Source organism: Halomonas binhaiensis (genome assembly GCF_008329985.2).
Taxonomy (GTDB): domain Bacteria; phylum Pseudomonadota; class Gammaproteobacteria; order Pseudomonadales; family Halomonadaceae; genus Halomonas; species Halomonas binhaiensis.
This window is the reverse complement of the sequence record NZ_CP038437.2, coordinates 4,208,313-4,227,249: the sequence shown is the minus strand read 5'-3', so window position 1 is coordinate 4,227,249 and position 18,937 is coordinate 4,208,313. Positions and strand designations below refer to the sequence as shown.

General features: G+C 57.4%; 17 protein-coding genes. 10 read left to right on the top strand and 7 right to left on the bottom strand.

Annotated elements, in window-relative coordinates; translation table 11 throughout:
• Positions 1 to 19: 19 nt before the first annotated feature.
• From xylB to E4T21_RS18370, 3 genes are all read left to right on the top strand, one after another.
• Positions 20 to 1,495 carry a xylulokinase gene (xylB, locus tag E4T21_RS18380; RefSeq protein WP_149286415.1) on the top strand — a complete coding sequence of 492 codons (1,476 nt, stop codon included), beginning with the start codon at positions 20 to 22 and terminating at the stop codon, positions 1,493 to 1,495.
• 158 nt (positions 1,496 to 1,653) lie between these two features.
• Positions 1,654 to 2,130, top strand: coding sequence for a bacteriocin immunity protein (locus E4T21_RS18375; RefSeq protein ID WP_149286414.1), 477 nt, complete (start codon positions 1,654 to 1,656; stop codon positions 2,128 to 2,130).
• 149 nt (positions 2,131 to 2,279) lie between these two features.
• Positions 2,280 to 3,758 carry an amidase gene (locus E4T21_RS18370; RefSeq protein WP_149286413.1) on the top strand — a complete coding sequence of 493 codons (1,479 nt, stop codon included), beginning with the start codon at positions 2,280 to 2,282 and terminating at the stop codon, positions 3,756 to 3,758.
• Positions 3,759 to 3,762: 4 nt separating this feature from the next.
• Here E4T21_RS18370 and E4T21_RS18365 read toward each other — a convergent pair whose 3' ends face one another.
• A complete protein-coding gene (locus E4T21_RS18365) occupies positions 3,763 to 4,758 on the bottom strand; it encodes an LLM class flavin-dependent oxidoreductase (protein WP_149286412.1) in 996 nt (331 codons plus the stop codon).
• A 305-nt stretch (positions 4,759 to 5,063) separates the two neighbouring features.
• On the opposite strand from E4T21_RS18365, the gene E4T21_RS18360 reads away from it, so the two are divergent.
• Complete coding sequence (locus tag E4T21_RS18360) at positions 5,064 to 6,752, top strand: BCCT family transporter (RefSeq protein WP_149286411.1); 1,689 nt, start codon at positions 5,064 to 5,066, stop codon at positions 6,750 to 6,752.
• Between the two features lie 201 nt (positions 6,753 to 6,953).
• Positions 6,954 to 7,148: a hypothetical protein gene (locus E4T21_RS18355; protein WP_149286410.1), complete on the top strand. Its 195-nt coding sequence runs from the start codon at positions 6,954 to 6,956 to the stop codon at positions 7,146 to 7,148.
• 411 nt (positions 7,149 to 7,559) lie between these two features.
• Here the strand turns inward: E4T21_RS18355 and E4T21_RS18350 are convergent, their stop codons facing one another.
• From E4T21_RS18350 to E4T21_RS18335, 4 genes are all read right to left on the bottom strand, one after another.
• Positions 7,560 to 7,829, bottom strand: coding sequence for a hypothetical protein (locus E4T21_RS18350; RefSeq protein ID WP_149286409.1), 270 nt, complete (start codon positions 7,827 to 7,829; stop codon positions 7,560 to 7,562).
• A gap of 112 nt (positions 7,830 to 7,941) precedes the next feature.
• Positions 7,942 to 9,045 carry an agmatine deiminase gene (gene aguA / locus E4T21_RS18345; protein WP_149286408.1) on the bottom strand — a complete coding sequence of 368 codons (1,104 nt, stop codon included), beginning with the start codon at positions 9,043 to 9,045 and terminating at the stop codon, positions 7,942 to 7,944.
• A gap of 8 nt (positions 9,046 to 9,053) precedes the next feature.
• Positions 9,054 to 10,400, bottom strand: coding sequence for a Na+/H+ antiporter NhaC family protein (locus E4T21_RS18340; RefSeq protein ID WP_149286407.1), 1,347 nt, complete (start codon positions 10,398 to 10,400; stop codon positions 9,054 to 9,056).
• A 72-nt stretch (positions 10,401 to 10,472) separates the two neighbouring features.
• A complete protein-coding gene (locus E4T21_RS18335) occupies positions 10,473 to 11,888 on the bottom strand; it encodes an aminotransferase (protein WP_149286406.1) in 1,416 nt (471 codons plus the stop codon).
• A gap of 214 nt (positions 11,889 to 12,102) precedes the next feature.
• Here E4T21_RS18335 and E4T21_RS18330 point away from each other — a divergent pair, with 214 nt between their 5' ends.
• Positions 12,103 to 13,353 carry a M20 family metallo-hydrolase gene (locus E4T21_RS18330; protein ID WP_149286405.1) on the top strand — a complete coding sequence of 417 codons (1,251 nt, stop codon included), beginning with the start codon at positions 12,103 to 12,105 and terminating at the stop codon, positions 13,351 to 13,353.
• A 33-nt stretch (positions 13,354 to 13,386) separates the two neighbouring features.
• Here the strand turns inward: E4T21_RS18330 and E4T21_RS18325 are convergent, their stop codons facing one another.
• Positions 13,387 to 14,211, bottom strand: coding sequence for a helix-turn-helix transcriptional regulator (locus E4T21_RS18325; protein ID WP_149286404.1), 825 nt, complete (start codon positions 14,209 to 14,211; stop codon positions 13,387 to 13,389).
• Between the two features lie 178 nt (positions 14,212 to 14,389).
• On the opposite strand from E4T21_RS18325, the gene E4T21_RS18320 reads away from it, so the two are divergent.
• A complete protein-coding gene (locus tag E4T21_RS18320) occupies positions 14,390 to 15,055 on the top strand; it encodes a hypothetical protein (protein ID WP_149286403.1) in 666 nt (221 codons plus the stop codon).
• A gap of 136 nt (positions 15,056 to 15,191) precedes the next feature.
• Complete coding sequence (locus E4T21_RS18315; protein ID WP_149286402.1) at positions 15,192 to 16,562, top strand: MFS transporter; 1,371 nt, start codon at positions 15,192 to 15,194, stop codon at positions 16,560 to 16,562.
• Here E4T21_RS18315 and E4T21_RS18310 read toward each other — a convergent pair.
• Positions 16,546 to 17,157: a flavin reductase family protein gene (locus tag E4T21_RS18310; RefSeq protein WP_149286401.1), complete on the bottom strand. Its 612-nt coding sequence runs from the start codon at positions 17,155 to 17,157 to the stop codon at positions 16,546 to 16,548. The genes E4T21_RS18315 and E4T21_RS18310 overlap by 17 nt on opposite strands.
• 77 nt (positions 17,158 to 17,234) lie before the next feature.
• Here E4T21_RS18310 and E4T21_RS18305 point away from each other — a divergent pair, with 77 nt between their 5' ends.
• Positions 17,235 to 17,795 carry a retropepsin-like aspartic protease family protein gene (locus E4T21_RS18305; RefSeq protein WP_149286400.1) on the top strand — a complete coding sequence of 187 codons (561 nt, stop codon included), beginning with the start codon at positions 17,235 to 17,237 and terminating at the stop codon, positions 17,793 to 17,795.
• Positions 17,792 to 18,832 (top strand): NAD(P)H-dependent flavin oxidoreductase, encoded by a 1,041-nt coding sequence (locus tag E4T21_RS18300; protein ID WP_149286399.1) that lies wholly within the window; start codon positions 17,792 to 17,794, stop codon positions 18,830 to 18,832. Before E4T21_RS18305 ends, E4T21_RS18300 begins: the two co-directional genes overlap by 4 nt.
• The last annotated feature ends 105 nt before the right edge of the window (positions 18,833 to 18,937 follow it).

The window sequence follows — 18,937 nt, the reverse complement described above, 5'->3', positions numbered from 1 at the left end:
TCGAGAGGGCGATAAGCGCATGTACGTGGGAGTGGATTGCGGAACCCAAAGCACCAAGGTGGTGGTGGTGGATGTGGATGCCGGTCGTTTGCTGGGGGAGAGTAGTCGACCTCACCAGCTTGTCGAAGGAGACAATGGGCGCCGGGAACAAAACCCTGAAGAGTGGATAAAGGCCTTTCTCGGGGCGTTTCATGAGGCGCTGCAACGTGCTGGTGTGAAAGCGGGAGATATCCGTGGCATCGGTGTGTCGGGACAACAGCATGGCATGGTAGCCCTGGATGCCAATGACCAGCCGCTATACCCCGCCAAGCTATGGTGCGATACCGAAACGCATGTGCAAAATGAGGCGCTCAAGGAGGCCCTGGGCGGAGAAGCCGGCTGTCTGGACAAGCTTGGTCTGGTACTGCAGACAGGCTATACCGCTTCCAAGGTAGCATGGTTGCGTCAGCACCAGGCAGATGCCTATGCCCGTATCAACAGCCTGTTGTTGCCCCATGATTATCTCAACCTTTGGCTGACCGGCGAGAAGGTGGCCGAAGCCGGTGATGCTTCGGGTACGGGGTACTTCGATACCCGAAAACGTTGCTGGCATCACCAGGTTTTCTCCATGATCGCGCCGGAGCTTGATCCAGACCGAGTGTTGCCTCGCCTGATCGATTCTCGACAAGCGGCGGGGCAGGTTCGGCCCGAGCTGGCGCGGGAGCTTGGCCTGCGTGATGGGGTTGTAGTGTCCAGTGGTGGTGGCGACAACATGCTCGGAGCCATTGGCACCGGTAATATTGCACCGGGCATGGTGACCATGAGCTTGGGCACTTCGGGAACGGTGTGTGCTCATTCCCCGGCCTCTGTCGAGGCAGATGCACAGGTAGCCAACTTCTGTGCCAGTCATACCGGCTGGTTGCCACTGATCTGTACGATGAATGTCACCTCGGCGACGACCAAGGTACGAGAGCTGTTCGGGCTTGATATCGCCGCCTTCAACGCAGCGATAGAAGCTTCGCGCATCGGTGCTGGTGGCGTCACGGTATTGCCATTCTTCAATGGTGAGCGGGTACCGACATTGCCTGAGGCATCTGCTTCGTTCCACGGTCTGACCAGCGTCAACACAACCCCGCAGAACCTGTGTCGCGCAGTGGTCGAGGGGGCGACCTTCGGCCTGCGCTATGGCTTGGAGCTGCTTGGCCCCTTGGCCTCCCAGGTCAGTCAGATTCGTCTTATCGGGGGAGGGGCCAAAAGCGCTGCCTGGCGTCAGATCGTTGCCGATGTCACCCAATCTCAGGTGGTGTGTCCCACGGTGACGGATGCGGCGGCTCTTGGTGCTGCCATTCAAGCTGCATGGTGTGTGGGTGTCGGTGAGCTTGATGCCCTGTGTGAGCAGTTGGTTCATCTGGATGGTGCGGCCCAAGTGGATCCCGACTCCCGTAACGGCGAAGCCTACGAGGAAGCCTTCAAGTGTTATCTCGACACCCAGAATCGACTGTACGGTGTTGTGTGAAAACTGAGGAAGGTGGCCGCCTCGCTGAGTGAGTTTGTAATGAGGAGAGTGTTTTCGGAAAAGTCTTACGTATTCTTTATCTCTGGACGATTGTGACAAGGCCGTCTCCATGCCCAACATGAGAAAGATGAAAGATACTTTCGGGCAAGGAGATAGAGATGAGACTTTTCCGGTGGCTCGGCTGCCGTAATGGCGGCAGCCGGCACGATACACAACAGGCACCCTGGCGAAGGATAGATGGCGTCAAGTGGCACCTTGCCGGAAAACAAACGTTTTCTGATTACACCGAAACAGAGTTTCTCGATCTGCTGTGGGAGATTTTTGCTCTTCCGGTTCGAAAGGACATGTCAATTGCCGAACTGGGCGTCTATATGGATCAATTGGTATCCCATGTAGAGCAGGTCAGCCGCTACCCTTATGTCAGAGACCTCATCTTCTATCCATCATCCGACAAGGAAGATTCTCCAGAAGGGGTTCTGGAAGTGATCCAACAATGGAGAAAGGCACGGGGGTTGTCGGAGTTCAGCCACGACGCGACTATCAGGCACGGAATTTCACCCTTCAGTGGCAGAAGGTGGAGTCGACATAAACGGTGGTGGAGAAAAGCGTGCCCCACGGTCGATGACGTCACGTAAGCGAATGCAACACCATGCGGATGACGCATGCACAAGATGCCTTGCCCATGGGGTGACATGTTTCTTCCTTGACGAATGATGTATACAACATTGAGGTTGTTATATCTTGAGACCCTGACAAACAATATTCGTGCCTGCGAGGTTCTTCCATGTCATTGCCCGCTTCTGGTCCATCAGCCGATACTGAAATACTGTCCTGGAACGCATCGGCGCTGTCCAGTGCGATTCACTCCCGAGAGGTTTCCTGTCGCGAGGTGATGGCGGCCTATCTGGGGCATGTCGACAGAGTCAATCCCAGGGTCAATGCCATCATTTCCAGAGTCAGCGATGAGATGCTGCTGGCACAGGCCGAAGCCTGTGACCGTGAGTTGTCCCAGGGCCATTCACGGGGCTGGCTGCATGGCGTTCCCCAGGCAATCAAGGACCTGTCTCCCACCCGCGATATCCCTACTTCGATGGGGTCCCCGTTGTTTGCCGGCAAGACGCCTGCCGATGATGGCTTGATGGTCAAGCGCATGCGTGACGCGGGGGCCATTTTCATTGGCAAGACCAACACGCCCGAATTTGGCCTGGGCTCGCAGACCTACAACAGTGTCTTTGGTGCCACTGGTAATGCGTATGATCATGGTTTGTGTGCGGGTGGTTCGAGTGGCGGTGCGGCTGTAGCGCTGGCCATGCGCATGCTGCCGGTGGCCGATGGCAGTGACATGATGGGGTCATTGCGTAACCCGGCCGCCTACAACAATGTGTACGGATTGCGCCCATCCTTCGGCAGAGTTCCCTATGGTCCCGCCTTCGATGTCTTTGGCCATCAGTTGGCCACTGAAGGCCCCATGGCTCGCAGTGTGGCGGATCTGGCCCAGTTACTGGCCATTCAGGCCGGTGCTGACCCCAGCCAGCCATTGTCATTGCAGGATGACCCTGCGGCTTTTGCAAGATTTGCCCAGGAGTCCAGTAATACCAGGGCGGCAAAAGGCATGCGCATCGGCTGGGTTGGCGATTGGAATGGTTATCTTCCGATGGAGGCTGGCGTGCTTGATGTGTGCAAGGGCGCGCTGAATGTCTTCTCAGGCATGGGCGCCGAGGTGGAACCCTTGATTCCTGACTTTTCCCCACAACGCCTGTGGCAGAGCTGGTTGGTCCTGCGGCAGTGGGCAGTGGCTGGCAAGCTGGCGTCGACCTGGTCGAACCCGGACACTCGTCAGGCCCTCAAGCCCGAGGCGCAGTGGGAGATCGAACAGGGCATGCAACGCTCAGCACTGGAAGTGCACGAGGCTAACGTGTCCCGCAGCGCCTGGTATGCGTCTTTGCTCAAGCTCTTCGAACGTTTCGATGTGCTGGCGCTACCCAGTGCCCAGACCTTTGCCTTTGATGTGCATACACCTTGGCCGAAAGAGGTGGGAGGGCGTTCCATGGATACCTATCATCGCTGGATGGAAGTGGTCATACCGGGATCATTGTCGGGTTGCCCGGTAATCAGCATCCCGGCAGGGTTCAATCAACAGGGCAAGGCCATGGGCCTGCAGTTGATTGCTCCTCCCCGCCAGGAGCTTGAGCTGCTGCGCTATGCGGCAGCCTTCGAGGCTGCTGGGCCGGAATGGTTGGCCCAGGAACCCGACTGGCGTTGACCGTTCATTCCCTCCAGATGCTGGCCACGATGCGATAACTCTCCAGGCGATCCTCGATATCATAGGTATCGGTGTTGAGCATCAGCTCATCGGCACCGGTACGCTCAAGGAAGCGCTCCAGCCCTTGGCGTACGGTGTCCGGCCCGCCGATGATGGAGGCCCCGAGAAATCCTTCCACCTGATGACGCTCCATGGGCGTCCAGTCCAGCTCCTTGACCGGGGGTTGGGCGCGCTGGCGCTTGCCCCTGATCATGCCCAGAAACTTCTGGCGTGCCGTGCTGGCGAGGAAATTGGCCTGTGCATCGCTTTGCGCAGCAATGACCGGTAGCCCGACCATGGCGTGGGGTTTCTCCAGCACATCAGAAGGACGGAACTGAGTGCGATAGAGATGCAGAGCTTCGTCGAGCTGAGCCGGAGCAAACTGGGCAGCGAAGGCGAAGGGCAGGCCTTCCCGTGCGGCCAACTGAGCACTGTACAGGCTTGAGCCAAGTAGCCAGAGAGGCACCTTGGTGCCCTGGCCAGGAACCGCGCGCACGCGTTGGCCTGGTTGCTCGTCCCCGAGGAATTTCTGCAGTTCGGCCAGGCGCTGGGGAAAGTCTTCAGCGCCAGCATAGGGGTCCCTGCGCAGGGCTGCCATGGTGGCCCCGTCGGCGCCAGGTGCTCGGCCCAGCCCCAGGTCGATGCGCCCAGGATAGAGCGTTTCCAGAGTGCCGAACTGTTCTGCGATCACCAGCGGTGAGTGATTGGGCAGCATGATGCCACCACTGCCGATGCGTAGTTGTGACGTGTTTCCAGCGATGTGGCCGATCAGCACTGAAGTAGCTGCACTGGCGATACCTTCCAGGCTGTGGTGCTCGGCTAGCCAGAAACGGGTAAAGCCCAATGATTCGACGAGCTGCGCCAGGTGAACACTGTCTTGAAAGCTTTCGGCAATGGTTCCTCCATCCCGAATGGGCGCCAGGTCGAGAACGGATAGTGATGTGCTTCTGAGTCGAGACATAGTGTGAGACCGCCAAAAGTCAGGGGGTTTGCACGTAATGATGGCAAGGGGTGGAGATTTTTATGCCCTATCGGTAGTAAAGTGGCGAATCCAGCTACCCTTGGCGTCATGTTAGGTATGCTGGCTAGGGGGCTTGCCTCCAACATATCGATAACATTTTAACTGTTATCTTGCTATGGGTCTGCAAAGGCCGCCTGGCAATGCTTTGCTAGAATGCTTTGCTAGAAGAGCTTCCGTCCGTAGGACACGGCCGGTGCGGCGCTGCACAGGCCTTCCCAATAAGTGTCAATAATTAGGAAGGCGTTATGCAACAAAACGAAGGACAGCGGGTCTTCTATGTCTCCGCCATCATCATACTGGTGCTGGTGGCTCTTGGTGCCATCTTTCCCGTGGAGTTTGGCAACGTCGCGGGCGCCGCACTCAGTTCCGTCGTACATTTGTTCGGCTGGTTCTATCTGCTATCCGTATTCGTCATCATGATCTTCCTGCTCGGCCTTGCCATGAGCAAATATGGCAAGGTGCGCCTGGGGCCTCAGGATGAAAAGCCGGAATATGGCTTCTTTTCCTGGGTCAGCATGTTGCTGGCGGCAGGCTTCGGGGTCGGGCTGGTGTTCTATGGCATGGCAGAACCCATGACCCATTACATATCGCCCCCCTATGGAGATGTGCCTCCGGAAAGCGTGGAATCCGCGCGTTACGCGATTCAATACAGCTTCTTCAACTGGGGCATCCATCAGTGGACGGCCTTTGCCTTGGTCGGGCTGGTCATCGCCTATTATCAGTTTCGCAAGGAACAGGCAGGCCTGGTCTCGGTGGTACTGCGTCCTCTGACAGCCAAACGTCCGTATTTACAACGCTTTGGTGGCATGCTCGATGTATTTGCTGTCGTTGCCACCGTGATGGGAGTGGCCACCTCCCTGGGCCTGGGAGTGCTGCAGACCAATGGCGGGCTCCATGAAGTATTTGGCATTCCGGAAAATGGCCTGTGGAAGTTCATCATCCTTGCCTGCATGTTCGTCGCCTACATGGCATCGACCTGGTCGGGTCTGGACAAGGGCATCAAGCGCCTGTCGAACCTCAACATGGTGCTGTGCATCCTGATGATGCTGTATGTGCTGGTGACTGGCCCGACCCTGAAGATTCTCGAGACCATTACCCTGGGGCTCGGTGACTATCTACAGAACTTCTTTGTCATGAGTTTGCGCATGTCTCCCTATGACGGCAACTCCTGGGCAGAGAGCTGGACCATCTTCTACTGGGCCTGGGTCATTGCCTGGTCACCTTTCGTGGGTACCTTCGTGGCACGTATCTCCCGTGGTCGCACGATCAAGGAATATGTCTTTGGTGTTCTGTTCGTGCCCCCGGTTCTGGCTTGTGTATGGCTGGGGATCTTCGGCGGTACCGCGATTCACATGGAGCTGGCGACCGAGAACCTTGGTCTGGCTGCGGCAACACAGGACAACATCACCGTCGCACTATTCAAGATGTTCGACCTGATGCCGTTCTCTGGCCTGCTTTCTGTCATGGCCATGGTGCTGATCTTCATCTTCCTTGTGACATCGGCGGACTCTGCCACGTATATCGTCGCTCAGATGACCGATAATGGTTCGATGAACCCACCTCTCTACAAGCGAGTGCTATGGGGAGTGTTGATTGCGGCCATCTGCCTGACATTGATCGTCACCGGAGGCGGAGGACTCAAGGGGCTGCAATCCGCTTCTGTACTATCGGCACTACCTTTCACCTTTATCCTGTTCCTGATGGTCATCGTCCTGATGAAGCAGCTGCGCAAGGATCGCAAGCTGATGCTCGAAGGACTTTATAACCATTACAAGGAGATGCCAGTGGGAGCCGACGCTTTCGAAGCCTGTGATCTGGCCAAGGAGCAAGGCATGCCGCCGCCAGAAGAAGCGCTCAAGGAAGACGATGACCTGCTGGAAGAGGATGATGATTTTCCAGGGACTCCAGTGCCCCAGGAGGTTCCGATCCGATAGTGAGATGGAACCGATAGCAGGAAGCCTGGTCTCATTTTGACCAACAACGCCGACGCCTTGTGTGTCGGCGTTGTTTTGAAGAAGCAGGCAGATGCAAGAAATAAAAAGCCGGGAAGAAAATTGTACACCGGGCTACTGACATGGTGGTCAGTACGACCAGGAGAGCGTAAGCTTTCCACATAAGTGAAAGGAATCTGGGGCATGCCTTCTTCTCACGCCCGTGGCGCCACGCCACGCCGCACTTCTCATCGCACCTCCCGTCAACGCAGCAGGAAAACGGTACCGCATGACGGCAGACTGGATCGCTGGTTGGATCGAGTCGTCACTATCGCGGTTATCACTGCTGTCATCGTCGGAGCGGTGGCGCTGGGCATGTCGTTGTTTGTGCAGCCCTGAGCGGTTTTATAGAGCAGCCTTGAGCGGTCTCATAGAACAGCCCTGAGCGGTTTTTCCATAGAACAACCTTGAGCGGCTTTTTTATCAACAGCCCTGAACGGGATTTGCCATCAGCCATGGGGGCATCTTGAGCAGGCGAAGAAGAGAGGAAACCATCCTGGCATCAGCAGGAATGGAAGAAGAGGGGCTGGAATAGAGTCGTTGGAAAAGCGTAACGCAGAAGGTAGATGATGCCCATCCTGGGGCAACCTCATCCTGAGGCATCTCGTCCCGAGATTTTCGCACAGGTGACGCCTGTATCGCCCGATACAGGGCTTCCTTGTCCTGGTAGGCCCGTAGTCGAGCCCGCCTATCCTATCGTCATCAGGTCTATCCGGTCGTCAAGCTGCCGCTTAGTAACTTAACTGCTGCTCAGTAGCGATAGCGGCGGTGCTTGTCACGGCTCAGGTCGATGTCGTCGGAATCCGTGATGGCCCCCGCCGCGGCACCCAGGCCACCGCCGATGATGGCGCCCTTGCTCATGCTGCCACCGGTCACGGCAGCAGTACCAGCACCCACGGCTGCACCGATACCGGCACCACTCAAGGCGCGTCCGCCAGTGCTGGTACCGCAGGCGCTCAGGCTCAGAGCCATGACACCCGCCAACATGATGGAAGAGAGAGTCTTGATATGCTTGTTCATGATTGCGCCTCCTGTTGAATACGCTGTTGAGACGAATCTTATCGAACACTGTTCTAGTTTCTCAAGATATTGATCTTTCTCTAAAATGTCTCTTGCTGGCGACGACCTCTCCTCATTTCTTGCCGAATGCCGGTTGCTGTTGCGTAATACAGTGGATATTACCGCCTCCGAGCAGGATTTCCCGCGCCGGGACCCCTACGACTCGACGCCCCGGGAACAGCTTTTCAAGAATGGCGTTGGCTTCGGCGTCTCGTTGAGGGTCCAGCAGGGGCATCACCACGACACGGTTGCCGATGTAGAAGTTGACGTAGGACGCAGCCATGCGGTCTCCAGGCTGACGCGGGTGGGAGCTGGCAAGGCGATCGATGCCGCTGGCTTCATCCTCGGCGATATACAGAGGGCCGGGTTGGGGTAGACGATGGACCGTAAGGGTGCGACCCTTTGCATCGACCGACGAGCTCAGTACGGACAAGGCCTCACGGCAGATTTCATACTGTGGATCCGAAGTGTCGTCGCACCAGGTCAAGGCAACTTCGGATGGCGCGATGAAGCAGCAAAGATTATCCACATGGCCATTGGTTTCGTCCAAATGACACCCTCGGGGTAACCAGATCACCTTGCTGACACCCAGATAGGCACACAGTACCTGCTCCATCTCGTCACGTGTCAGGCCCGGATTGCGGTTGGGGTTGAGCAAGCACTCCTCGGTCGTGATCAGGGTGCCTTCGCCATCCACATGAATCGCACCGCCTTCCAGAACCACTCCTGCCTTGAAACACGGTACCCCCAGCATTTCTCCAATCTTCTGGCGAATGCGCCGGTCCTTGTCCCATGGGAAATAGAGCCCATCCTTGAGTCCTCCCCAGGCATTGAATTCCCAGTCCACCATGGCCAGGCCTTTCTCGGGATGAGTGAGAAAGGTCGGGCCGACATCGCGCATCCAGGCATCATTGCTGGAAATCTCCACGACGCGTATCTGTGCGGGCAGTTGATGGCGGGCATTTTCGTACTGGTCATCATTCACACCGACGTAGACTGTCTCGCTGTGGCTGATGGCCGTCGCCACTTCGACGAAGGCCTGCTGAGCCGGCTTGGCACCCAGTCGCCAGGTGTCTGGCCGCTGTGGCCACAGCATCCAGCAAGCATCGTGGGGGGAAAATTCCGCTGGCATGGACCAGCCCTGTTCGGCTGGAGTAGGAGAAATGATGGTGTTCATGAAAGAACTCACTGTAGACCGATAAACAGGAATACACCGGTGGCCAGGGCCGCGGCAATCAGGACATAGGGTAACTGGGTCAGGGCGTGGGCCATGGGACTGCATCCGCTGCCCTGCGCAGACAGCACCGTGGAGTCGCCATAGAAACAGGCGTGGCTGCCGAAGGCACTGGCCGAGATCAGGGCACCGACGACCAGCGGCATGTTGGCATCAACGCTTTGCGCCAGGGGCAGCACAATGGGCATGGCAACCGCAAACAACCCCCAGAAGGAGCCTGTGGCGAAGGCCAGGAACGCCATGGTGACGAAGACCACTGCAGGCAATAGCCCGGGGGTCATCAGTGGCTCGACCGCATGGATGACCACTTCGGTGAGACCGAGGACATCGTTGACTTCCTTGAGGGTAAAGCCAGCAACCAAGGTGCCAAGCGGCATGATCATGGCCTTGAAGCCTTCCAGGGCGGTATCGAAGGTATCGTTGAAGCTGAGCAGGCGCTGGCTGGCAATCAAGACCAGAGTCACTGCCAGGGCCACCATGACACCACGCAGGATATCGATGTCGAAGTACCAGGTGGCAAAGATCAGGCTGGCAATCGGCAGCAGAAAGTTGATCAGGTGGGGAGTGGTGCCACCGTTATCCTGGAGTTCCAGGGCATGTTCTTCTCCGCCATCGGGAACAGGCTGGCCATTGCGGGCTCGGATTTCCGCTGTCTTCATCGGGCCGAAATCCGGAAACATCCCGATGGCCACCAGGGGAACGATAGCGGCGGCCACCCAGGCGTAGGCCATGTAGGGAATGGATGCTATATACAGCGACATGCCATTGCTGGTGACCTGGTTATCTTCCAGAAGGCCGGCGAAAAAGACCGCCCAGGTGGAAAATGGCACCAGAATGCATACAGGGGCCGCGGTGGAGTCGACAATATAGGCCAGCTTTTCCCGGGATATACCGTAGCGATCCGTGATTTTCTTCATCGAAGCGCTGATGGTCAGAGCGTTGAGGTAGTCGTCGACAAAGATCACCAGGCCCAGGAACCAGGTCGCGAGCAGGCTCTGGCGGCGTGAGGTGAGGCGCTTGGTCATGGCGTCACCAAAACTCAACACTCCGCCGGTGCGTACCAGCAGGGCGATGAAGCTACCGAACAGGCCACAGACCAGAATGATCCAGGTGACGGTGTCATTGCCGAGCACGTTGAGCAGAATATCGGAACCCTGGCTGATGACCTGCGAAGGGGAAATCATCAACAGGCCGACCAGGGATCCAGCCAGCAGGGATTCGATGGTTCGTCGAGTGATGATGGCCATGACCAGCACCACAATGGTGGGAATCAGGCTCAGAACGCCATAATTATCCATACGAGCTCCAATTATTGTGGCCGCCGTTTGCGGCGGCCTGTTGTCGGGGGAGCGGAGGTTTTCCGGCGAGGGTTACAGGTAACCGTCAGCCTGGAGAGATGCGGTGGTGGCGGCCAAGGCCTCGTCCAGAATGGCCACTGCGGTATCGATGGTTTCCCGAGTCCAGATCAGGGGGGGAGACACCACATTGAGGTGGCCCACCGGTCGAATGATCAAGCCGCGTTTCTGGGCTTCAAAAGCGACTCGGTCTCCCACACGGGCTTCTAACGGCAACAGTTCCTTGGTGGCCTTGTCGGCGACATTCTCGATGCACATCATGAAGTGGCTGCCGCGAACATCCCCCACGGTGGCGTGATGGCTTAAACTCTTGAGCGCCTGTTCGAGGTAGGGGCCGACCTGGCGCACGTTGGCGCAGATATTTTCCCGCTCCAGAATCTCGATGTTCTTCAAGGCAGCAGCACAGCTGACAGGATGCCCGGAGTAGGTGAAGCCTGTGCTCAAGACACCACCCTTGCCCTGCGGTGTGCCCAGGACCTCGTAAAGCTTGTCGGAGATCAGGGTGGCGCCGAGTGGGGCATAGCCGGATGACAATCCCTTGGCCACATTAATGATGTCGGGCTGGGTATCGAATACCGCTTCGGAAGAGAAGAAATGGCCCAGTCGGCCAAAACCGGTCACGACCTCGTCGGCAATGTAGAGGATGTCGTTGGCGCGGCACACGGCCTGCATGCGGGCATGGTAACCGTCTGGCGCCACCAGTACCCCGCCGGCGCCCATGATCGGCTCAGCAATGAAGGCAGCAATGTTATCGGCGCCGATGCTGGCGATGGTGTCTTCGAATTCCTTGACCAGATGGTCGCAATAAGCGTCTTCGCTCATGCCCTCAGGACGCCGGTAGAGGTTGGCTTCACTGACGTGAGTGACCAGATGGTCGAGAGTGTCGAACTCCCAGTTGTTGCTTTCAATGCCGGTCAGGCTGGCAGACAGGTACGTCGTGCCGTGATAGGCGTTGCGGCGTGACAGAATGCGCTTCTTGGTTGGCTTGCCGAGTCGGTTGAAGTAGTAGTGCACCAGACGAATGGTGGCATCGTTGGCGGTGGAACCACCGCAGGTGTAGAACACATGATTGAGGTGCGCCGGGGCAAGCTCGGCGAGCTTGGCGGCAAGTGCCGCAGCGGGGGCATTGGACAAGTTGTTGAAGGTGGAGAAATAGGCCATGCGAGTGGCCTGGTCGGCCATTGCCTGGCCGATTTCGCTGCGCCCGTGTCCAACATTGACACACCAAAGGCCAGCAATGCCATCGATGAAACGGTTGCCATGAATATCGGAGACGAAAACCCCTTCGCTGTCAGTGATCAGCTCACAGCCCTTTTCGTGAAACACGCTGAAATCAGTGAAAGGGTGGATGAAGTGATCCTTGTCCTGGCGCCACAGGCGTTGGGCATCGAGGGGCTGGTTGGGAACGGATGAGGGCGTATGCGTTGTCATTGGAGACCTCCTGTTGAATGAGGTCAGTCTCGCTAGAGGCGGCGTGCAGGTGACATATCCTCATGGGGGTATGTCGTGAACGGCCAGCGCCTCCCCACAATGAAGGACACAGTGCATGCATGCCTGTGCATGCTCGCCGATTTATTCAGCGCTTCTTGAACGGCAGCAATATCCATCTTCATAACAGTCCTCATAACAACAGGAGTCCTGGCCCATGACTGCGACGTCATTGCCTTCCCCCGAGATCAATTCCCAGCGCCTGTGGGACAGCCTGATGGCCATGGCCGAGATCGGTGCCACCGATGGCGGTGGGAGCTGCCGCCTGGCCCTGACGGCTGAAGACACCGCGGGCCGACGTCTTTTGATCGACTGGTGCGAGCAACTCGGCTGCCAGTGGCGCCTGGATCCGGTCGGCAATCTATTCATTCGCCGCGAGGGGCTCCGTAACGATTTGCCTCCGGTCGCGACCGGCAGTCATCTGGACACGCAGCCCAAGGGCGGGCGCTTTGATGGCATTCTGGGTGTGCTGGCTGGCCTGGAGGTGTTTCGTACCTTGAATGACAAGGGCATCGTTACCGAACGTCCGTTGGAGCTGGTGGTGTGGACCAATGAGGAAGGCAGCCGTTTTGCCCCGGCCATGGTGGCATCGGGGACCTACGCTGGCGTCTTCAAGCTGGAAGATACTCTGGCCATCACCGACAGCGATGGCATCAGCATTGGGCAGGCGCTTGAGCAGAGTGGCCTGCCTCGGGGGCTGGCATTGGGTGAGCCTGGGTTGGGCAGCTACATTGAACTGCATATCGAGCAGGGACCCGTACTCGAGAATGCCGGAGAATCGATAGGTGTCGTCACCGGCGTACAGGGAATGCGCTGGTTTGACCTGACCATTGCAGGTCAGTCTTCCCACGCAGGCCCGACACCCATGAGCCTGAGGCATGATGCCTTGGCTGCAGCTGCGCGTCTGATCGATCGGCTCTATGCCCATGCACTTGCAGATACGTCCGGTGCCACACGGGTGACCTTTGGGCAGTTGGAGATTACTGCCGCTTCGCGCAATGTCGTGCCAGGTGAGGTTCGCATGAGTGTCGATCTGCGCCATGGCAATGAACAACAGCTGGATCAACTGCAAAAGCGTTTCGAGAGCGAAGTGGCGGAGCTTGAAGAAGCCTTTGGCGTGACATTTCGTACCGAGCCGCTATGGGTATCGCCGGTCGTGGCATTTGATGAAGACTGCATCGACAGTGTGGAACGTTCAGCCAAGGGCAGGGGGATGTCTTATCGGCGCATGATGAGTGGAGCCGGGCACGATGCCGTTTATGTTTCGCGTGTCGCGCCGACAGCCATGATCTTTGTCCCGTGTCGGGACGGCATCAGCCACAACGAGGCGGAGTATGCTTCTCCAGAGCAATGTGCCATGGGGGCTCAGGTATTATGCGATGTGCTGCTGGAAAGAGCGCGGCAGTAGGAGCGTTGTGTGCGACTTCCAGCAGGGATGGTACTACTGACGATGTTGGCGTGATATCAGGGCGACATGGTCGAGAAAGGTGCGAAACAACTGGGCCTGGCTGGACACGCCGAGACGCTGATAGAGGTGTTTGCGATGGACCTTCACTGTGCCGTCGCTGATACCGAGCTCCCTGGCTGCGGATTTGGCCGAGTGTCCGGCCAGCAGCAATTGCACGATTTCCTGCTCTCGGCGTGTGAGCTGGCCTTGACCGAAACTGGAAAAGGCCAGATCCACCGGTTCTGCGGTGGTCATGGCATCGTCGAAGCGGGTGCTTTGCCAGGTCCAGAATTGGCTAAGCAGGGCGGCGACCACGGGAGTCAGGTTGCGTAGTGTCTGCATGCTCCGCCGAGTCAGAGGCGGGGACTCGGCACTGAAGCCCAACGAGACCACCATGACCGTATCGTCCGAGACCCGAGCAAAGAGCCCGACTTCGTCCTTGAGCCCCAGGCTTCGATAGTAGTGATCGTAATACTCACTGCTCTCGAAGCGGTCGGGTGCCAGTTCCTTGAGGCGGTGAGCGCCGCTATCGATGCCCGACTCGGTGGCGAGGAAGATGGGGTCCAGCAGGTAGATTCTGCTCAGATATTTATCCACACCCGCCTCACGGCGATGAGGGGGGTAATTGTCGTGGATAACCATTGGTCGACTACGATTGCGATAAGCATGCAGGACGACGGTGTCGAAGTTGATCAGGCGCTGCAAGGCCTGTTCCAGGCGGCGTGGCAAGTCAGCGTCGGCAGCACTGCGAATCAAGGTGGCAAGACTTTGATGCCACTCCTGGCTTGTGCTGGTCGCCAGCAAATCGGATGGGTTCATGGTCTTTTCAGTCAGGCAAAGTCAATGCAGTAGAGCAAAACAGAGCAACTGACGCAAAGGGCGAGCCTATCAGCCTTTGAGAAATTTCTTACCCCAAGTTCATCTATGGCTGGCTATGTCCTTCAGCAACCTGTGCCCAGCATGGAGGAAAGAAAATATACAACGCAGGGTACAGAAGATGCGAAAATTACACACTTTTCCAGGCTTGCCTGAGGAGCAGAGAACCGAATCAGACAGAACCTCCAATGGAGGTCCCTTGGGGGGCAGGCTGCAGGAACAGAGCGCAGGGAGGCAGGTCCCTATCATCAATACCGAAGCTGGCCGCCGTCAGAGTATCATCTACAATACTCCTGCTATTTTCGAGATAGCTCATGAACCTCGTGCATCATATAGCCATCTTGGCATTGAGGTGGATTTCTTCGATGAAATTTATGGTGGCGACTTCATGTATTATGAAGTTGCCCATGAAGTAGGAATAGATCCCAATTTATTGGCTTCCATTGCTTATATAGAGGCCTCCTATGGTTGTCGAGATCATACTGACCTATGGAATGATCCTTGGAATAACCCTTGGTGGAACAGTTCGTTCAGGCCAATGAACATACACTATGGTCAATGGGAACCTCTGGCCAGTGAATTAGGTTACCTGAAAGATGATGTAGACAATTTTGTCCGGCCCAACGTGCATATGGCGGCCGTCTTGCTCAAGAGAATCGAAGAGAGGGTGAGAACACCCAGTGTCGAAAAGATAGCCAGCCTATACCACTTCCTTGGTGCAGATAAGACGATGGGTTATGGAGAAAGAGTGAAATATATCCATGACCATAAATTATGGATAAAGTGAAATTTTACTTTAGTAATATTGGGCGACTCATTAGTCACGACCGTCAGCGACAGCACTTTCTCCGCATGATCGTGGCAATGGCCTTTGTAGGGGAGTGACTGGTATTGTGTGCCTCCCAGGCCCACAGGATGGCAACATGAGCGTGACCGCTGCAGATTCGCCCCAGTCTCCTCCAGTAACGCGACGCGAGATCTTCGGTTGGGCGATGTTCGACTTCGCCAACCAGGCATACACCTTGCTGATCATCACGGTCGTATTTGGCGAGTTGTTTACGACGGTGATCGTGGGCGATCGTGGAGACGGTTACCGTCTTGCCAACTTTTTGTGGAGCCTGGCCCTGGCAGCGAGCTTCCTGCTGGTGGTGGTGACCGGACCGTTGTGTGGCGCGGTGATGGATTACAGGGCTTCCAAGAAGCAGTTTCTGTTCATCAGTTATCTTGCGACGATAGTGACCAGTGCAATGCTCTACTTCGTCGAGCCGGGATATGTGCTGCTGGGCGTGGTACTGATTACCCTCTCCAATTATGCCTATTCCATGGGTGAGTCCTTTATTGCCGCTTTCCTCCCTGGACTCGGTCCTCCTGAGAAGCTCGGTAGTATTTCCGGTTTCGGCTGGGCGCTGGGATATGTAGGAGGGATGGTGGCCGCCGGCTTCACTCTGGCGGTGCTGGGTGAGAGCAGTGCAGAGAATTTCGAGCGCATTCGCTGGGTTGGGCCCTTTGCTGCGGTCTTTTTTCTACTGGCAGCGATTCCGACTTTCCTGTGGGTCAAGGAGCGCGCTCAGCCCCATCCTCATCAGCAAAGTTTCACGGCCATTGCCTGGCAGCGTGTATCGACCACCTTCCAGGAACTGCGACATTTCCGTGATCTGGCCTGGTTCCTGGTCTCGGTGATGTTTTCCATGGCTGGGGTCTACATCATTATTGCCTTCGCCTTCATCTATGGTGCGCAGGTGATCGGCTGGGATGAAAGTACACGCAACCTGATGTTCATCATCGTGCAGATCACGGCGGCGGCGGGTGCCCTTGGCTTTGGCTTTATTCAGGATCGTATCGGTACCCGGGTGACCTACCTGTTCACTCTGGTATTGTGGGTGCTGGCTGTTCTGGCCATCTGGGCAACACCGGAGGTGACGGCGTGGATCAATGCAATCTTTGGCGTCAACTGGGAGGCTCAGCAACTGTTCCTGGTCGTGGGCTGTCTAGCAGGGCTTAGCCTGGGGTCGAGCCAGTCGGCCAGTCGCGTATTGGTCGGCTTGTTTTCGCCACAGCAGAAATCCGCCGAGTTTTTCGGTTTCTGGGGACAAGCCAACAAGGTCGCCGGAGTGGTCGGCATCATCGGCCTGGGGATGCTGCAGTCTCTGGTCGGGCTTCAGTCCTCCGTGCTGTTGTGTGCCGCCTTCTTCATCATTGCCATCCTGATCTGCCTGAAGGTCAATCAGGCCAGGGGGCAAGGGGCGGCACGCGAGTGGGAGCTCAAGCGCAATCACATCACCCCGGACGCTTGAGAGCGAACAGGTCCGTCGTGCGTGCGTAGTCGCTACCGGCCATGCGCCCGACAGGGCGAAGGGTGTCATTGTTGACGTAGCGGCCATCCCATATTTTCGGCTCTGCGTGAATCACCACGACTTCTGCCAATACCAGGTTACCGGCCATGGGGCGATTGCCGAAATGCACGATGTCATGCAGTTTGCAGCCAAAAGCAATGGGTGCCTCGAGAACTCGCGGTACACGCAGGTCACCAAGGCTGGCCTTGGTCAATCCTGCATGTTCGAATTCATCTGCCTCCGCTGGCAGGCTGGCGCTGGAATCATTGAGCGGTGAAACCAGGGATTCGCCGCCAATATGGATGATACACTCACCGACTTCCTTGAGATTGGAGAGAGTATGCTTGGCCACACCTTCGGCGTTGAGCAAGGGGGAGAAGGCAAGCACGGGCGGATCGACACTGGCGACATTGAAAAACGAGAAAGGGGCCAGGTTGGCAATGCCGGCAGCGCTGATCGTCGATACCCAGGCAATGGGACGCGGGGCGATGGCTCCTGAGAACAGGCGATAAATCAGGCCACTGTTCAGTTCTTCGATGGTGAAAGTGCTGCTCAAGCCGGGTTCCTCCACAGAGATAGGGATGCCTGCATGATAGCGGGTAAACTGTGCTCAGGAACTGGTGGGGAATCTTTATGTCGATACGAGCACCCGGTCGTGGTCCAGGCCTGATCATGATGTTGCTGTTCTGGGTGCTGCTCATGGGCTTTGGTACCTGGTGGGTGAATGCCTGGATCGACGGGCGCTTCAACCCCAATGCCGACCTGGTCTCCGTGGCGCCTGGAGAGACGTTGCGCCTGCAACGTGGCGCGAATGGTCATTTCGTGGCTCCGGGCCATATCAATGGTGAGCCAGTGACGTTTCTGGTGGATACCGGCGCGACCATTGTCGCTATCCCGGAATCATTGGCAGCACGCCTGGATCTGCCGGCCCAGGGCCAGGCCTGGTTTCATACGGCCAATGGTCGGGTGAGAGGCCACCTGACGCTGCTGGACAGTGTTTCCCTTGGCGGCCTCACGGCACATCAGGTGCGTGGTTCCTTCGGTCCCGGCCTGGAAGGAGATACGGTGTTGCTCGGCATGAGTTATCTACGTCACTTCGACATCACCATGCGTGGCGACACTCTTGAACTCAAGGCGCCAGAGCGCCTCGAAGAAGAGGCGGCTGTGCCGTCCAATATGGAGTTATCTCAATGAACCTGATCGCACGATTGGGACTGCGCTATCCCATCCTTCAAGCCCCGATGGCTGGTGCTCAGGATGAAGCACTGGCCCTGGCGGTGACAGCCGCAGGTGGATTAGGTGCGCTACCTGCGGGCATGCTGTCGATGGAGGGTCTGGATCAAGCCTTGACCGAAATCGCAGGGCAGGGCCCGCTCAACGTGAATTTCTTCTGTCATCACCTGCCCGAACCACAGCCCGAGAGGTTGCAGCGTTGGCGGGAGAGCCTGGCACCTTATCATCAGGAACTGGGCATTGAGCCACCTCCTCCCAGTGATACACCTTCTCGACGCCCCTTTGACGAAGAAGCCTGCGCGCAGGTGGAGAAACATCGTCCGGCAGTGGTCAGCTTCCACTTTGGTCTGCCCGAGGCGGCTCTGCTTGAGCGTGTCAAAGCGACAGGGGCCCTGGTGTTGTCCAGTGCCACAACGGTGGAGGAAGCACGATGGCTGGAACAACAAGGGGTGGATGCCATCATTGCGCAAGGTATTGAGGCGGGTGGTCATCGCGGCCACTTCCTCAGTGACGACCTGAGCCTGCAGATGGGCACCATGACTTTGCTGCCCAGGATTCTCGAAGCGGTTTCTGTTCCCGTCATCGCCGCAGGCGGGATCGGTGATCCAGATGCTGTGGAAGCCGCCTTGGCACTAGGGGCTGAGGCGGTGCAGGTGGGCACGGCTTTCCTGTGTTGTCCCGAGGCCACCACCAGGGCCGTCCATCGTCGTGCGTTGCTGGAGCCGGATACACCCACCGCGATTACCAATGTGCTGACGGGCCGCCCCGCGCGAGGGATCGTCAATCGGGTCATGCGCGAGCTGGGCCCGCTCAGCACAGCAGTACCGGACTTTCCCCTGGTCACGGGGAGCCTGTGTGAATTGAGAGCCGCGGCAGAGTCCCAGTGCCGTGGGGATTTCTCGCCACTGTGGAGTGGAGAGAACCGGCAGGGCTGCCGCGAGGTGCCAGCGGCTGAGCAACTGGCCTGGCTGGCATCGAAGCTTCCATCACCGTCATAGTACTCTTCCGTGTGTCCTTCCATGCGTCCATCGATGCTTGTCGTGAACGATGTGGAGTCATCTGATGGCCCCGCCGGGTCGTCAGATGAACGATTGGCTGAGCTC

What these genes read in the sequence shown, in the direction of transcription:
- xylB (WP_149286415.1), top strand. Translation starts at nt 20, where the DNA reads ATGTACGTGGGAGTGGATTGCGGAACCCAAAGCACCAAGGTGGTGGTG.
- E4T21_RS18375 (WP_149286414.1), top strand. Translation starts at nt 1,654, where the DNA reads ATGAGACTTTTCCGGTGGCTCGGCTGCCGTAATGGCGGCAGCCGGCAC.
- E4T21_RS18370 (WP_149286413.1), top strand. Translation starts at nt 2,280, where the DNA reads ATGTCATTGCCCGCTTCTGGTCCATCAGCCGATACTGAAATACTGTCC.
- E4T21_RS18365 (WP_149286412.1), bottom strand. Translation starts at nt 4,758, where the DNA reads ATGTCTCGACTCAGAAGCACATCACTATCCGTTCTCGACCTGGCGCCC.
- E4T21_RS18360 (WP_149286411.1), top strand. Translation starts at nt 5,064, where the DNA reads ATGCAACAAAACGAAGGACAGCGGGTCTTCTATGTCTCCGCCATCATC.
- E4T21_RS18355 (WP_149286410.1), top strand. Translation starts at nt 6,954, where the DNA reads ATGCCTTCTTCTCACGCCCGTGGCGCCACGCCACGCCGCACTTCTCAT.
- E4T21_RS18350 (WP_149286409.1), bottom strand. Translation starts at nt 7,829, where the DNA reads ATGAACAAGCATATCAAGACTCTCTCTTCCATCATGTTGGCGGGTGTC.
- aguA (WP_149286408.1), bottom strand. Translation starts at nt 9,045, where the DNA reads ATGAACACCATCATTTCTCCTACTCCAGCCGAACAGGGCTGGTCCATG.
- E4T21_RS18340 (WP_149286407.1), bottom strand. Translation starts at nt 10,400, where the DNA reads ATGGATAATTATGGCGTTCTGAGCCTGATTCCCACCATTGTGGTGCTG.
- E4T21_RS18335 (WP_149286406.1), bottom strand. Translation starts at nt 11,888, where the DNA reads ATGACAACGCATACGCCCTCATCCGTTCCCAACCAGCCCCTCGATGCC.
- E4T21_RS18330 (WP_149286405.1), top strand. Translation starts at nt 12,103, where the DNA reads ATGACTGCGACGTCATTGCCTTCCCCCGAGATCAATTCCCAGCGCCTG.
- E4T21_RS18325 (WP_149286404.1), bottom strand. Translation starts at nt 14,211, where the DNA reads ATGAACCCATCCGATTTGCTGGCGACCAGCACAAGCCAGGAGTGGCAT.
- E4T21_RS18320 (WP_149286403.1), top strand. Translation starts at nt 14,390, where the DNA reads ATGCGAAAATTACACACTTTTCCAGGCTTGCCTGAGGAGCAGAGAACC.
- E4T21_RS18315 (WP_149286402.1), top strand. Translation starts at nt 15,192, where the DNA reads ATGAGCGTGACCGCTGCAGATTCGCCCCAGTCTCCTCCAGTAACGCGA.
- E4T21_RS18305 (WP_149286400.1), top strand. Translation starts at nt 17,235, where the DNA reads ATGTCGATACGAGCACCCGGTCGTGGTCCAGGCCTGATCATGATGTTG.
- E4T21_RS18300 (WP_149286399.1), top strand. Translation starts at nt 17,792, where the DNA reads ATGAACCTGATCGCACGATTGGGACTGCGCTATCCCATCCTTCAAGCC.